Origin of the sequence: Bacillus sp. J14TS2, assembly GCF_018333015.1 — a bacterium.
Lineage (GTDB): Bacteria > Bacillota > Bacilli > Bacillales > Bacillaceae_C > Lederbergia.
The window spans coordinates 285,528-298,578 of the sequence record NZ_BORE01000004.1 but is presented as its reverse complement, the minus strand read 5'-3'; the positions used below and the strand labels follow the sequence as shown (position 1 = coordinate 298,578).

Here is a 13,051-nt window from a genome sequence, read left to right as displayed (position 1 = left end):
ATAGTCTTGGATTTACCAGATAAAATTATTGGTCTTGATCAAGTAAGAATCAACCGTGGACTTGAGAAAATCTGTAAATGTGAAAAACGTCGTTTTATGATCGACACGAAAAATAGGCGTATCACATGTCAAAGTTGTGGAGCTGTAGTTGATCCATATGATGCCATGTACGAACTTGCAATGAATGGGGAAAGAATGCAGCAGCAGGTTGAGAATCTGTTGGAACAACGGAAGTTGATAATGAATTATAAGCCGTGGCTGGTCGTAATTAAAAGATTGGAGAAACAATATCGCGGGAGAAAAATGATTCCTAATTGTCCTAGATGTCATGAACCGTTTTATCTCGAAGAATTAACAAGTTGGATGGGAAAACCATTTGCGGATGCGCGAATTAAAAATTGGAGGGATCAAAATGGAAAATCGTAACGATGCCATTATCAATAAAATAAAAGGGTTACTTGCGATAGCAAGCGATCAGCAAAATGATGAAGAATCCCAATCAGCATTTATTATGGCTCAAAAACTCATGATAAAATACGACATTTCTTCTGGTGAAATTGAAGAAGATAAAGAATCTGATTCCGTGCTTGAAGGAAAAGTTACGGTTTATAAAACGCTCTATTGGTGGGAACGGAAACTTGCGAGAATAATATCGGAAAATTTCAGAGTTAGATTTTTTTATAATAATAAAGTTTTGAAAGGCGAGAGTAAAACGAAAAGAGCGATTACTTTTCTTGGATATGAAAAAGATGTTCAACTTGCTAAAGAAATGTACGTGCTTGCTTATGATGTTATAACTTTTTATTCTAAAGTTTTTATTGAAAACCACTATAAAAAAAGTAGTGATTATCGTTCAAGAAGGAATACGGCTAAGTTAAAGAACTCATATATGCGTGGTTTTTTATACGGATTGGATGAAAAATTCGCAAGCCAATTAGAGGAGATGCAACAAGAATATGGATTGATGGTTTTGCTTCCAAAAGAAGTAAAGGGAACGTACGATGAAATGTTTAAAGGTAAAAAAGGGTTAAGCTTCAATATTCCACCTATCGAAGAAATCGAAGCTTACCAAGAGGGTTATCAAGATGGAAATCGAGTTGATTATACAAAGTCCACTTTGGGCGAAGGAGTGATATGAATGGACTTAAAAATAGATTATTACAAATTTAATAAGCATGAATATTATGCTTTAATGGCAGTCAAGAAAGATCAGCCATATAGAGACAATTAAAAAAGCATTTCCAAGTGCAAAGATCTGGTCATTTGAAAATCATCTTAGACGGACAAATAACGAAATGGACGATTATTTCATCATAAGGGGTGTTGATGTTACCATTTTTGAGTTATCTGATATTGAAAATCTGGAAATCGAAGAAAAGTATTTTTTATTCGATGAAGAAGAATATTAATCTATCGAATCGTTCAAACCAAAAAATAACATTAGGAGTGAATAAACATGCAAGAGTTGAAATATAAAATCGGTCAGCAGGTAAAGTACTTAGGTAAATGGTTTGCAGTAGTAAATATTCGAGTGGATGTCTTACATGAGCGAGTTCATTACTATTTAAAAGATGATTTCATCACAGGTTGGGTTGAAGAAGAATCAATTCAAGGAACGAAGGATGATAGATCTGTTAATGAAAAGTTGAAGGATATCAAAGAGAACTGGCAATATGAGAAATGCATTAAACCGGAAGATATTGATTGGTTGATCTCCACTGTAGATGAATATCAAAATGAAAGGATTGCCCATTTATGAATAGAGAAGAGTTAATTCATGAATTGATCAAACGGACAGGCATTGATAAAAACATTCTTCTTTTAAAAAGCACACCGGAATTGGGAGATTTATATGAGGAACGTATTTTAAACAAGGGAATGTTTTAAATGATCGAATACATCTGCAAGGAATGTGAAGTGACGGAATTGCTATATGAGATTGTTCCCAAAAAAGAATGTCCTCATTGTGGGAAATATTTAGAAGCGATTGAGCATGAAGACAAATAAAAAAAGCCAGGATTCCTCCCAGCGCGTCTAAAGAAATTATATCATATACTGGGAGGAATATCTCTATGAAACTACAAGATATAGAATTGACTAGTGCAAATAGACTGGAACTTGATATAATGGAAATACCATCTAGTTGCGTAATTGTAATTTGTGATGGGATAGCAAAAGTAAGGGAGCTTCCTCCTTTTGGAGAGTACAAAATTGTTACACATCAGGGGAAAGTGAAGCGCATGCGAAGGGAAGAAGGGGAGGAGTTTTGAAATTTGAAAGAGTAGTGCTATGTATCCTAGGAATTTTAATGATATATATTGCCTTTACACTTGGCGAAAAAAAGCCAGATTTAGTAATAGGCCTATTGGGGGCTACCCTAGGTGGATTATTTACTTTTTTAGGTGTTAATATTTCATTAAAGTATACTCGAAGAATGAATTATGGAAGGTTTTATTTACACTTTAATAAATCCCAGATTTATATAAACAGCTTTTTAATAGAATCGGAATTTATTAGCGAAAAACTAAGAGGGTTCGAAAGATCTGAATTGAGATTTTTACATTTTAATGAAGATCTTAACGATTTGAAAATGTACATAGACAGTACTATTAAGACTTTAAATAAAGATATATCTGAAATTGATTATAATCATTTAGACGTTGTTATTTTAGATATCAATGAAAATGCACCGATTGAGTATTATTATGATATGAATTTTATCATAATTATAATGGCTGATATTTATAATTCGATATTAAAGGATGGCAAGTACTTAATAAATGATAAACCTGATCCTATTAACTTTAATAATATAAATAGAATTAATACAGGAAAGCCCCATAGTAAACAGGTAAAGATATTAGAAAAGCGATATAAAAAAGTAAAAAGAAATATGAAGTTAAAATAATTGTTCTACCAGCCCACTGGAGGACACTAAATGACGCAATAAGCGTTGTTTAGTGTCCTTTTTATTTTTAAAAAAGGAAGTGAGAAAGTGAACAGTAGTTTAAAAGAGCAACTGAAGGTTTGGAAACAAGATCATGCAGCCATAAAGCAATACAAGCAAAAGAAAAGAAAACGTCGTAAAGAGCATTTAACAGAGTCCGATCTAAAGTGTCTTATGGGGATGAACAGACCTATCTATGGTAGGGGAAAAGGTGGAGCCATTCGCCAAAAATAAATGGAGGTTGATGATTAATGACAAAGCTTGATTTCCAATTATCTGCTATTGATCGTAAAGCAACGAAGGATGAAGTTGAAAATGCATTAGAGAGATACCGTATTATGCTACTCACTCAAGATCTAAATCAGCTTCCAAAAGTTACACAAAGCTTTTCACTTGTCCCATCAACCAACACCAATGAATTTCATTCTTCCACAGAACAAGCAGCAGTAAATAATGCAAACTATGAAATGGAAAGATCGAAGTATATTAAGAGAATCACCTTGGCTGTTAATCGATTGGGTTATAAAGAAAGGGCCATTCTGATTATGAGGTATATGACAGAGGATGATGTCTTTGACTATGAGGTATACAGCGAATTGAATATGAGTGAAAGAACTTACCATCGCTACAAATCTAAAGCCTTCTACAGATTAGCATTTGCTCTCGGAATCGAAGTATATGCAGAGGAGGAAGGCGCATGAACTTTGTTCATCCTATTCGTGATCCTGATCTGATTCTAGAAATGAAAAAGTTCCTTCGGCAACAGTGTGAAAGAAATTATATGTTGTTCGTCACTGGAATAAATAGTGGCTTGCGAATATCGGATATATTACCACTTCGAGTGAGAGATGCAAAGAAAGCTTACTTTGATTTACGAGAGCAGAAGACCCAAAAGCAGAAGCGTATCCTCATTACTCCTGGACTTAAAAGGGAACTAAAACGATATATTGAGGACAAAGAAGACGATGAGTACCTGTTTAAAAGCCGTGAGGGTCTGAATAAGCCAATTGGCAGGAGTATGGCTTATAAGGTATTGAGAGAAGCTGCAGAGTATGTGGGACTAGATGGAATAGGCACACATACCCTAAGAAAGACGTTCGGTTATCATTTTTATATGCAATACAAAGACGTTGCCTTGCTTCAGGAAATATTCAATCACAGTTCTGAGGAAATTACTCTTCGGTATATCGGGATTACACAGGATCATTCAGACAAGGCTATGAAAGGATTTAAAATTTGAGCCACTTAACTTAATTGTTGGGTGGTATTTTTTATGTCCATTGCCTGTTCATATCGATCTAGAAAGTTACTATGTACATATTAGATCACCACAATAAGCGAGTGTGTAACTCATTTTAAGAAAATGAACTTAGAATAGTGATATCAAGGCTTTCAGCCTTTGCTTAAGTTACCCAGTTTATAAGATATGAATAACTCAAGAAAAGAGATATAACCTTAAGAATATTATCCTATTTAATCTCCATATCCTTTGTTATTATAATTAGAAGGAGTTGAGAGTACGGATGTCTGAAAGAGATATTGTAAAAATAATTAAAGAAAGTAAAAGAATAAAACATAAAAAAGAATTTAAGGTTGCACGGTATTTTGTGCTATTCGGTCTGAGCTTGTTTTTAGGAACAATTTTTACAGAAATAATACAAGCGAATATTGATACAATAATTAAATTTATGAATAGACTAGAAGATTCGTATTTTTATATTTTTTTAGGTTCCTTTTTTATTGTAACGGGAATAACTAGTTTAAATCATTATGATGATAAATTAAAAACATTAAAGCGAGCTTCAGAAGAGAGTTTAAAGTCCAATAGATTCACTACAATAATCAAGAAAAATATAGAATATAGCTTTTATAGATACAAGAAAATATATAAAAGTGCAGGTTCATACATATTTCTAATGGCGATTTTTATGAATTACATGGGAGCATCTGAAACGTATAAAGTTTTAATACTTACTAAAAAAAACAGCTCAGTTTTCCTCCATTCGGTTGTTTTATTCTTTATATTAAGTATATTGTGGAATTTTTTTGAATCGATTATGAAGGTTATAAAAGATATTGTACCAGATAGTAAGGATCGTTTATCTATAATAATTACCATTATTGCAACTGTAGTTTCTGCTATCGCATTATTAAAATAAAGTTTTTGCTTTCTTTGGATGGCAGAATTTTGGCAGAAAGATGGCAGGATATTCACTTTGAACGGTGTTAATATTTTAGTATCGAAAAACTTTTATGGAGGGCATTTTGCCTATATGTCGAATCATTAGACAAAAGGAGGAATGTTCTATGAGTAAGTACAAAGTTAATATTCTTCTTAAGGATGGTCAGAAAATAGAATTTGTAACAAAAACTAACCTTAATAAGGCAAGGCGACAAGTGGTTATGGGTGACGAGTACCTGGTTACGGAGGATTTATATATAATTAGCTTCAAAGACACGAGGAAAATAAAAGTCGAAGAAATAGGAAAATAGTTGCAGGGGAATTTCTTCTTTTGTCGAATATGTTCGATATGGAGGGGAAAAATGGGGAAAAATAGAGAAACTCAGGAATTTATAACAAAGAAGGACTTATCCTATGTTATTGCCTTTTTAATTTTTGCTTTAATTCTTATTTTTACTTGGAGAGCTGGAGGCGTTGAAGTACTAGTGAACCAAATATCACTAGTGGGTAGTATCTCCTCAATATTATTGGCCTTAATTGCAATAGGCTATGCATTTTTCCAAACAAATAATTCTTCATGGGAAAATAGACAACTATCAGATACATTAGGGCGTGTTAATGATAAAGTTGAAGAATTAGGACAAATAAAAGATGAAATGGCAGTAATAAAAGATGAATTAAGCAAATTCAAAGAAATATCAAATGACAGTATGAGTAATATGATGGCGGCAATAAGTGAGTTGCCCAACCAACTTAATTTTGATGCTTTCTCTTCTCTACTAAAAGAACATGGGATTACGATCCCTGATAATGCTGAGGGAGATTTAAAAGCTAAATATCAGAAAAAAATAAACAGTGAAGTAGATAAGATAAAAAAAGAAATGACGCGTTTAGATTCAAAGATAGAAACAGATATTGCAAATTTTGTTAATTTTGAAGTGGAATTAGGTGAAGAAATAACACCATCTAAGGTCTATGCATACCTAGATGCTAACGGAGTAATATATGAAGACCAGGATGTGAGAAACGCATTAAGGAAGTTTTTAAGAGTAGGCTTAGTAAGAAAGGAGTTTGTACATGGTAAGAATAAAAAAATAATGAGATATTATAAATCAGGGGAATTCAAGGTATTTGAACGTAAAGGAAAAGATGAAGGTTAAAGCTAACATTGCCTTATCGTATTTAGCTTTAGCGTTTTATAAGCTCTTTTTCTTTTGCAAAAATACGAAGGTAGTAGATTGAATAAAATATTGAAACTTCATTGGAAATATTAGACAATAGTCCTATGGATATCATAGGGGGTTAGGATTTGAAAAGGTTATTGTTTGTCTTTGTTGCTATTCTGTTGTTGGCAGGCTGTGGAAATACACCGAAAGAGACGGTTAAAGAAGATCCGATGCAAGAAGAAATCGAAAAAGAAAAGCAAAAGGCACAGGAGAAAATAGATAATGAAGAAGAGACAGAGGAAATGTCTGTCGAGGATAGAGAGAAACTAAATAACGATATAAAGGAAAAAGCCGTTGAATATGATTACATGGAATTATTTAGAAACGAAGTAGCAGAAGGGGAGTTTGTTAAGTTCACAGGGGAAGCTTCTCAAATTACCAAAGAAGGAATATTGGGTGAGTTTGCCTTAGAAATTAATTTAGAAAAAACTAAAGCTCCTGTTTCGATTACAGATATAACCATGGATGATTCAATAGAAATTGAAATAGGGAAAAAATATACGGTGTACGGAATGTTTATGGGTAGGGAAGATAAAAAGGCCCCTAAAATAGCTGCAAACGTAATTGAAGAGTCTAAATAAGAAAGCAAGTAGCATCCAAATAAATTGGGTGCTTTTTTATTTTTAAGGAGTGATCAACATGGTTAGTCCTAAGCTTCTTAACTATATCCTAACCGGACAACTAATGAAGTTCTACAAATCAAAAGAATGGAAGGCGCTTCGGCTTGTAGCAATGAAGCGTGACAACTATGAGTGCCAGCATTGCAAGCTCAAAGGTAAAGTCACAACACGTAATACCATTAATAAATATGGGCGCAAGACAAAGATGGATGTGAACCATATCAAGTCTGTTAAGACTCATCCTCACCTTGCGTTAACCTTGAGCAACCTAGAATACTTATGCGTTGACTGTCACAACATTGCTGATGGTAAGGACGAGATGATCAAGAAGGAACCTAAGTTTGTGAATGAGGAGAGATGGTAGATGCCCCCCGGTAAAATATTTCACCTTTTATTTGGGGGACCTGTCAACGGGAGGGGGCTAGAGGAAGAAACATTTTTGCGCTTTTCGCACATAACAGGGGGGAGGGGGTTCAGTTGGCAAAACCTAGTAGAAAAAAGCAGGAAGAAATGATTGAAAAAGAAGTGGATCGATTAAACTCCATTTTTCTAGAATTACCTGATAATCACAGGGAAGTTGCAAAAGAATTGATTGAACGTGTCGCTTTCATGACGATTCAATTAGAAGTTCTTGAAGACACCATAAAAACCAAGGGCCCGACTTATATGTTTGAAAATGGTTCCCAAAGAATGCTTGTTGAAAACCCTGCTCAAAAATCATACAACACCACCATGAATAGATATACGACAGCTTATAAGGAGTTATTTAATCTCTTTGAAAAGATGAAAGTTAATCAGAATGTAGATGATGAAGATGGTTTTGAAGAGGTATGAGTATCATCCGTATATCGATGAATATATTCGAATGGTGGAAAAAGAGGAAATTCGAACATGTAAAGAGCAGAAACAGCTTGTTGCTTATGTAAGAAGGACGTTAAATCGTGACGATGTAGAAATACACGAAAAAGATATTGAAAAGTCTGTGGAAGTGCCGGAGGGGTACTTTCCTTTTTTGTTTTATCCATGGCAAAAGTTTTTAAATGCTCTTATCTATGGTGTCCGTTTTACGGATGGTCAATTAGTGTGGAATGAGATATTAATCCTTATTGGAAGAGGCGCAGGAAAAACTGGTTATATGGCTGCCAATTCCTTTTATATGACGACTGGACATCATGGAATAAAAAACTATGACGTTGAATTAATTGCTACCTCAGAAGAACAAGCAGAAAGGCCATTTCTTGATGTTCATGAAGTTTTAGAAGATAAAAAGCATATTAATAAATTGAAAAAAGCTTTCAAATGGACGAAAACAAAAATACAACACAGAAAAACAAGGTCCGTAATTAAATATAATACTTCAAATGCCAGGACAAAAGATGGTAAACGTTCTGGGTGTGCTGCATTTGATGAAGCCCACGAATACGAGGACTATAAAAATATTAATGTTTACACAACGTCCCAGGGTAAAGTGAAAGACGCTCGTATCATCTACACAACTACAGACGGATATATTCGGGGAGGTCCATTAGATGATCTAAAAGAAAAAGCTAGAATGGTTCTAAATGGGGAAATTGATGATATTGGTTTTCTTCCGTTCATTTGCAAATTAGATCACGACAATGAGGTTGAAGATGAAGCGAATTGGGAAAAAGCTAATCCATCTCTCCCATACAACAAAGAGTTGTTTTCTGTAATCAGAAAAGAGTACCAAAACGCTCAATTAAATGTGGCGTTGTGGATTGAATTAATGACTAAGCGGATGAACCGTCCTCAAGAAGATGTTAGAAAAGAAGTTGCTACCTATGAAGATCGTTTAGCTACTGATCAACCACTTCCAGAAACCTTAAAAGGATTTGACGTGATTGGCGGTGTAGACTTTGCGGATGTAAGAGACTTTTGTTCTGTCGGCGTCTTGTTTAAACACAATGGAAAAAGGTATTGGATCCATCACACTTTCATTCACCATTTAGCGCTGAAGCTTCAGGACATTAACCCGGAAATTATTGATCTAGCAAAACAAAAAGGTTTGTGTACGATTGTATATGACAAGTCGATTGATCCCGATCGTGTGGTTAATTGGTTCTTGGATAAATTAAAAATATTTAATATTAAAACAGTCACGATGGATGATTACCGATCTATAATTTTGGGACCAAAAATGAAAGAGGCTGGTTTTGATATTAAAATAGTCCGAAGAGGAAGAGTTACCCATAGCAAGCTCTCTCCATTGATCGATGACATGTTTATCAATCGAACAATTGTCTTCCATGATGATCCACTTATGCGCTGGTATGTAGGAAACGTTTATAAAGATTTTCAAGGTAATGATAATATCGAATATAAAAAAATAGATAAGGAAAAGCGGAAGACCGATGGGTTTTTCGCGTTTTTGCATGCCTTGAACTTAGATAATGAATTATCAGATGTTGGACCAATAACGAAAGAAAATATCAAGAAAGTGTTCAAGGCATTTAACGTGTAGGGAGGTGATTAAGTGCGGTTAGTTAATTGGGTTAGAGGATGGTTTGGAGACAAAAAAGAATTCACTCTTCAGGAGTGCTTTTTTGATTTAGGAATTGATTATTATTATAAGAAATTAGCGGTTGAAACATGCATTGACATTATTGCCAACGCCCTTGCAAGTTGTGAAATTCAGACTTTTGAAAAGGGGAAGAAAGTAAAAAAAGACAATTACTATCTATTGAACTTCGAGCCTAATCCTAATCAGAACGCTTCACAATTTTTCCACACACTTGTGAGTCGTTGGATGAAAGGTAATGAAGCGTTGATTGTCATGCAAGATGATTATTTGTATGTGGCAGAGGATTTCGAGAAGAAGAAATATGCCTTTAAAGAAAATTATTATGAGAATGTCACCATAGAGGGGCTAACTTTATCGAAAATCTTTCACGAATCCGAAGTACTTTATTTTAGGCTTAATGACGAGAATATTATGAAAGTCATTGACGGTATGTATGAAAGTTTCGGGAAATTACTTGCTTCATCCATGAATTATTATAAGCGCAAAAATAACAAACGGATTCTTATAAAAGGGGACTTTTTACGACCGCAGGACGAAGAAATGCAGAAGGCAATCGATGAAATGTTTGAGACTCAATTAAAATCATGGTTTGATGCTGACAAGGAAGCTTCAGCTTTTCAAATGCAAAATGGATACGATTTTACTGACGAGAGCGATGGGAGAAACACGGGAGCCGGAAATAATAATACTAGTCGAGATATTGCTGATCTAGTAGATGATATCTTTAATTATGTGGCCATGGCTTTTCATGTACCTAGAGGGATTTTAAAAGGAGATACATCTGACATTGCAAACCAGATTGATAGTCTTATAATGTTTGGAATAAATCCGTTGGTTGAATTTATCAATGATGAATTTAACCGAAAAATTTATAGGAAATCTGTACTGGAAAGGACCTATTTGAAGGTTGATACAAGCAAAATAAAGATTGTGGATATCAACACATTTGCCAGTGCCGCCGATAAACTTTTCGCCATTGGTGGTTTTTCCATTAATGACATTCTTGAGGAACTTGGGAAAGAGCGTATCGATGAGCCGTGGGCTAATGATCGCTATGTGACCAAGAACTATGAGAGAGCAGATGCCACGAAGGGAGGTGAGGGGAAATGAGATTTTTTAAATTCAAGAATGATAAATACAATAAAATGGCAGAAATTCCCCATCAATTTAAAGCAGAAACAGATGGAGATACATCTAAAATTACAATCTATGGAGTGATCGGAAGTTCTTGGTGGGATGACTCCACATCTGCTAGTGATATAGAAAGAGTTTTGAAGGATATTAATTCTGACACCATTCATGTTCACATTAATTCTGGTGGTGGGGATGCATTTGACGGAATAGCCATTTACAATCAATTAAAAAATCATGCTGCTAAAGTAGTTATCCATGTGGATGGTCTGGCCGCTTCAGCTGCATCGATTATAGCAATGGCCGCCGATGAATTAATCATGAATACCGGATCAATGCTCATGATCCATGAGGGTTCCACCTTTGACTGGGGAACGAAGACGCAATTCAGAAAAACGCTGAATGCATTAGAGGGATTGGATAAATCTATTGCTGAAGTTTATATGACTCGTTTTAAAGGTGAGTGTCATGAAATTGATACTATGATTGTGAATGAAACTTGGTTTACGGCTGATGAAGCTGTAGAAGCTGGTCTTGCAGATAAGGTTAATAAGGCTGAGGAAGAGTCTGAAGAGGAAGAAGTAAGTGCCGAAGACTTTAAGAACAATGTTTTAGCACGGTTTAAACAGAAAAAAGCAGATACTGAACCCAATCCAATGGTAGCAAGCACAAATAACAACATATTAGAAAGATTCAAACGCCCTGTATAGGCGTTTTTATTATTTTTAGGAGGAATGAAGATGACCATTAAAAATTTAGATGATCGTAACAACCTAGTTAAAAATAAGGACGAGCAGATCAAAGCGTTGCAATCTGCTTTTGAAAGTTCTGACCCGAATGAAGTCGCACAGCAAATTGTAGAGAACTATGAAAACAATGCTCTCCATTTTCAGGATTTAATGAATACGACAATTCGTGAAGCCAATCGAGCAAATGAACAACAATGGGATGACGCAGTATTAGCTTCTCGTGGCGTTCGCGCATTAACGACAGAGGAAAAGAAATTTTATAATGCAGCCATTGAGGTGGAATCTTTTGACGAAGTTGCAAAACTTATGCCACCTAGTGTCTACGAGCGCGTATTTGAGGATTTAGCTATTGACCACCCCTTACTATCTCGTGTTAACTTTCAGCGCGTAGGAGCGTCCACTATGTGGGTTGTACGTAAAGAGGGAGCTACAACTGCATTTTGGGGTGAGGTTTGCGCAGAGATCCAAGAAATGCTTGATAATGGGTTTGAAACAATCGACATGAGCATGTATAAATTAAGTGGTTTCTTGGTCGTTTGTAAGGCGATGTTCGAAATTGGACCGAAATGGCTAGACCGTTATGTTCGTGCGGTAATTTCTGAAGTTATTGCAGCGGAACTAGAAAATGTGATTGTGACGGGCGACGGAAACAAGAAACCAATCGGTATGATCCGTGATCTTGATGGGGCGGTAACCGGTGGCGTCTATCCTGAAAAGGAGGCCAAAGATCTAAAAGATCTGTCTCCAAAAACTATCGGAAAAGAAATTTTAGCTCCTGCAACGATCGTTGATAAAAATGAAGATGGAACCCCAAAAAGAACTCGTCCATATGCAGGGATTACATTTATCCTTAATCCTTATGATTATGCTTTAAGGTTTTTCGCGGCAGGCGTGAAACAAAGAGATGACGGAACTTGGGTTTTTGGGAAATTTCCAGTTCCTGGGCTTGAAATCATCCAAACCTCAGCTGTTCCAATCAACAAGATGGTTGTAGGTCATCCTAAAGATTATTTTATGGGCGTGGCAAGTGAGTCGAAATTAGAGACTACAGATGTTCTTCGGATGATTGAAGACCAAAGATTATATCTTGTTCGTCAATTGGCTAACGGACGTCCACTTGATAATGACAAATTTACTGTTTTTGATATTAGCGAAATCGGTGAAGATCTTGGAGGTGTGGAAGGGTAATGACAGCATTTAAAGTTACGATTTCAGAAGATATTGAAGCGAATAGATTAGTAACTCTTGGAGAAAATGCAACAATTGGCGCCACTCCTGAAGGCGGTGCACCTGATTTTCACACAGTTCGGGCTTTGGAAGAAGATGAGACTGTATATGTAGAAATAAAAGGAAATCCCACTTGGGCTATTGAAGCTGGTGAAGATTTGACAGCTGGCCAGCGTGTAGACGCCGGCGAAGGAGGGACGTTGATTGCCACCGAAGGTGAGGGCATTGGCTATGTGGCTAATGATGTTGAAGCCGGGAAAATAGCTACATTCATTCAATCATCTTCTGCTGGCGCTCAAGGTCCGCCTGGAAAAGATGGGGCACCAGGGAAAGATGGTTCCCCAGGTAAAGATGGAAAAGACGGCTTCCCATCTGAAGAAGACTGGAATGAATTAGTTGGAAGGGTCGAAGCTTTGGAAGGGTGATT

At 35.7% G+C, this 13,051-nt stretch carries 20 protein-coding genes; all 20 read left to right on the top strand.

Translation table 11 applies throughout. The features are described 5' to 3' along the window. Positions 1 to 6: 6 nt before the first annotated feature. Complete coding sequence (locus KI375_RS08580) at positions 7 to 426, top strand: hypothetical protein (protein ID WP_244852436.1); 420 nt, start codon at positions 7 to 9, stop codon at positions 424 to 426. Then, on the top strand, positions 413 to 1,138 hold the full coding sequence (locus tag KI375_RS08575; protein WP_212973072.1) for a DUF2786 domain-containing protein: 726 nt from the start codon (positions 413 to 415) through the stop codon (positions 1,136 to 1,138). The genes KI375_RS08580 and KI375_RS08575 overlap by 14 nt, the downstream gene beginning before the upstream one ends. A gap of 318 nt (positions 1,139 to 1,456) precedes the next feature. Continuing rightward, a complete protein-coding gene (locus KI375_RS08570; protein WP_212973071.1) occupies positions 1,457 to 1,759 on the top strand; it encodes a hypothetical protein in 303 nt (100 codons plus the stop codon). Further along, a complete protein-coding gene (locus KI375_RS27665; protein ID WP_280528634.1) occupies positions 1,756 to 1,887 on the top strand; it encodes a hypothetical protein in 132 nt (43 codons plus the stop codon). The genes KI375_RS08570 and KI375_RS27665 overlap by 4 nt, the downstream gene beginning before the upstream one ends. A 185-nt stretch (positions 1,888 to 2,072) precedes the next feature. Beyond that, on the top strand, positions 2,073 to 2,270 hold the full coding sequence (locus tag KI375_RS08565) for an XtrA/YqaO family protein (RefSeq protein ID WP_212973070.1): 198 nt from the start codon (positions 2,073 to 2,075) through the stop codon (positions 2,268 to 2,270). After that, positions 2,267 to 2,908, top strand: coding sequence for a hypothetical protein (locus KI375_RS08560; RefSeq protein WP_212973069.1), 642 nt, complete (start codon positions 2,267 to 2,269; stop codon positions 2,906 to 2,908). The genes KI375_RS08565 and KI375_RS08560 overlap by 4 nt, the downstream gene beginning before the upstream one ends. Positions 2,909 to 2,995: 87 nt before the next feature. Then, positions 2,996 to 3,181: a hypothetical protein gene (locus KI375_RS08555; RefSeq protein ID WP_212973068.1), complete on the top strand. Its 186-nt coding sequence runs from the start codon at positions 2,996 to 2,998 to the stop codon at positions 3,179 to 3,181. A 17-nt stretch (positions 3,182 to 3,198) separates the two neighbouring features. Continuing rightward, entirely contained in the window at positions 3,199 to 3,648 is a 450-nt protein-coding gene (locus KI375_RS08550) for an ArpU family phage packaging/lysis transcriptional regulator (RefSeq protein WP_212973067.1), read from the top strand. Beyond that, on the top strand, positions 3,645 to 4,187 hold the full coding sequence (locus KI375_RS08545) for a site-specific integrase (RefSeq protein ID WP_212973066.1): 543 nt from the start codon (positions 3,645 to 3,647) through the stop codon (positions 4,185 to 4,187). The genes KI375_RS08550 and KI375_RS08545 overlap by 4 nt, the downstream gene beginning before the upstream one ends. A 283-nt stretch (positions 4,188 to 4,470) precedes the next feature. Further along, a complete protein-coding gene (locus tag KI375_RS08540; RefSeq protein ID WP_212973065.1) occupies positions 4,471 to 5,106 on the top strand; it encodes a hypothetical protein in 636 nt (211 codons plus the stop codon). A gap of 148 nt (positions 5,107 to 5,254) precedes the next feature. After that, complete coding sequence (locus tag KI375_RS08535; protein WP_212973064.1) at positions 5,255 to 5,440, top strand: hypothetical protein; 186 nt, start codon at positions 5,255 to 5,257, stop codon at positions 5,438 to 5,440. A gap of 51 nt (positions 5,441 to 5,491) precedes the next feature. Further along, positions 5,492 to 6,289, top strand: a complete 798-nt coding sequence (locus KI375_RS08530) for a hypothetical protein (protein ID WP_212973063.1) — start codon at positions 5,492 to 5,494, stop codon at positions 6,287 to 6,289. Between the two features lie 149 nt (positions 6,290 to 6,438). Next, a complete protein-coding gene (locus tag KI375_RS08525; RefSeq protein WP_212973062.1) occupies positions 6,439 to 6,936 on the top strand; it encodes a lipoprotein in 498 nt (165 codons plus the stop codon). A gap of 58 nt (positions 6,937 to 6,994) precedes the next feature. After that, complete coding sequence (locus tag KI375_RS08520) at positions 6,995 to 7,339, top strand: HNH endonuclease (RefSeq protein WP_212973061.1); 345 nt, start codon at positions 6,995 to 6,997, stop codon at positions 7,337 to 7,339. A gap of 113 nt (positions 7,340 to 7,452) precedes the next feature. Continuing rightward, positions 7,453 to 7,809 (top strand): hypothetical protein, encoded by a 357-nt coding sequence (locus KI375_RS08515; protein WP_212973060.1) that lies wholly within the window; start codon positions 7,453 to 7,455, stop codon positions 7,807 to 7,809. After that, positions 7,781 to 9,457, top strand: coding sequence for a terminase TerL endonuclease subunit (locus tag KI375_RS08510; RefSeq protein WP_244852434.1), 1,677 nt, complete (start codon positions 7,781 to 7,783; stop codon positions 9,455 to 9,457). The genes KI375_RS08515 and KI375_RS08510 overlap by 29 nt, the downstream gene beginning before the upstream one ends. A gap of 12 nt (positions 9,458 to 9,469) precedes the next feature. Further along, a complete protein-coding gene (locus tag KI375_RS08505) occupies positions 9,470 to 10,627 on the top strand; it encodes a phage portal protein (RefSeq protein ID WP_212973059.1) in 1,158 nt (385 codons plus the stop codon). Then, complete coding sequence (locus KI375_RS08500) at positions 10,624 to 11,358, top strand: head maturation protease, ClpP-related (RefSeq protein WP_212973058.1); 735 nt, start codon at positions 10,624 to 10,626, stop codon at positions 11,356 to 11,358. Before KI375_RS08505 ends, KI375_RS08500 begins: the two co-directional genes overlap by 4 nt. Before the next feature lie 30 nt (positions 11,359 to 11,388). Then, positions 11,389 to 12,585, top strand: a complete 1,197-nt coding sequence (locus tag KI375_RS08495) for a phage major capsid protein (RefSeq protein WP_212973057.1) — start codon at positions 11,389 to 11,391, stop codon at positions 12,583 to 12,585. Beyond that, complete coding sequence (locus tag KI375_RS08490; RefSeq protein WP_212973056.1) at positions 12,585 to 13,049, top strand: collagen-like protein; 465 nt, start codon at positions 12,585 to 12,587, stop codon at positions 13,047 to 13,049. Before KI375_RS08495 ends, KI375_RS08490 begins: the two co-directional genes overlap by 1 nt. Positions 13,050 to 13,051 lie beyond the last annotated feature (2 nt).

Bases quoted from the DNA above. Each gene is read 5' to 3' on its own strand.
- KI375_RS08575 (WP_212973072.1), top strand. From the start codon at position 413: ATGGAAAATCGTAACGATGCCATTATCAATAAAATAAAAGGGTTACTT.
- KI375_RS08570 (WP_212973071.1), top strand. From the start codon at position 1,457: ATGCAAGAGTTGAAATATAAAATCGGTCAGCAGGTAAAGTACTTAGGT.
- KI375_RS27665 (WP_280528634.1), top strand. From the start codon at position 1,756: ATGAATAGAGAAGAGTTAATTCATGAATTGATCAAACGGACAGGCATT.
- KI375_RS08565 (WP_212973070.1), top strand. From the start codon at position 2,073: ATGAAACTACAAGATATAGAATTGACTAGTGCAAATAGACTGGAACTT.
- KI375_RS08550 (WP_212973067.1), top strand. From the start codon at position 3,199: ATGACAAAGCTTGATTTCCAATTATCTGCTATTGATCGTAAAGCAACG.
- KI375_RS08545 (WP_212973066.1), top strand. From the start codon at position 3,645: ATGAACTTTGTTCATCCTATTCGTGATCCTGATCTGATTCTAGAAATG.
- KI375_RS08540 (WP_212973065.1), top strand. From the start codon at position 4,471: ATGTCTGAAAGAGATATTGTAAAAATAATTAAAGAAAGTAAAAGAATA.
- KI375_RS08535 (WP_212973064.1), top strand. From the start codon at position 5,255: ATGAGTAAGTACAAAGTTAATATTCTTCTTAAGGATGGTCAGAAAATA.
- KI375_RS08530 (WP_212973063.1), top strand. From the start codon at position 5,492: ATGGGGAAAAATAGAGAAACTCAGGAATTTATAACAAAGAAGGACTTA.
- KI375_RS08520 (WP_212973061.1), top strand. From the start codon at position 6,995: ATGGTTAGTCCTAAGCTTCTTAACTATATCCTAACCGGACAACTAATG.
- KI375_RS08510 (WP_244852434.1), top strand. From the start codon at position 7,781: ATGATGAAGATGGTTTTGAAGAGGTATGAGTATCATCCGTATATCGAT.
- KI375_RS08500 (WP_212973058.1), top strand. From the start codon at position 10,624: ATGAGATTTTTTAAATTCAAGAATGATAAATACAATAAAATGGCAGAA.
- KI375_RS08495 (WP_212973057.1), top strand. From the start codon at position 11,389: ATGACCATTAAAAATTTAGATGATCGTAACAACCTAGTTAAAAATAAG.
- KI375_RS08490 (WP_212973056.1), top strand. From the start codon at position 12,585: ATGACAGCATTTAAAGTTACGATTTCAGAAGATATTGAAGCGAATAGA.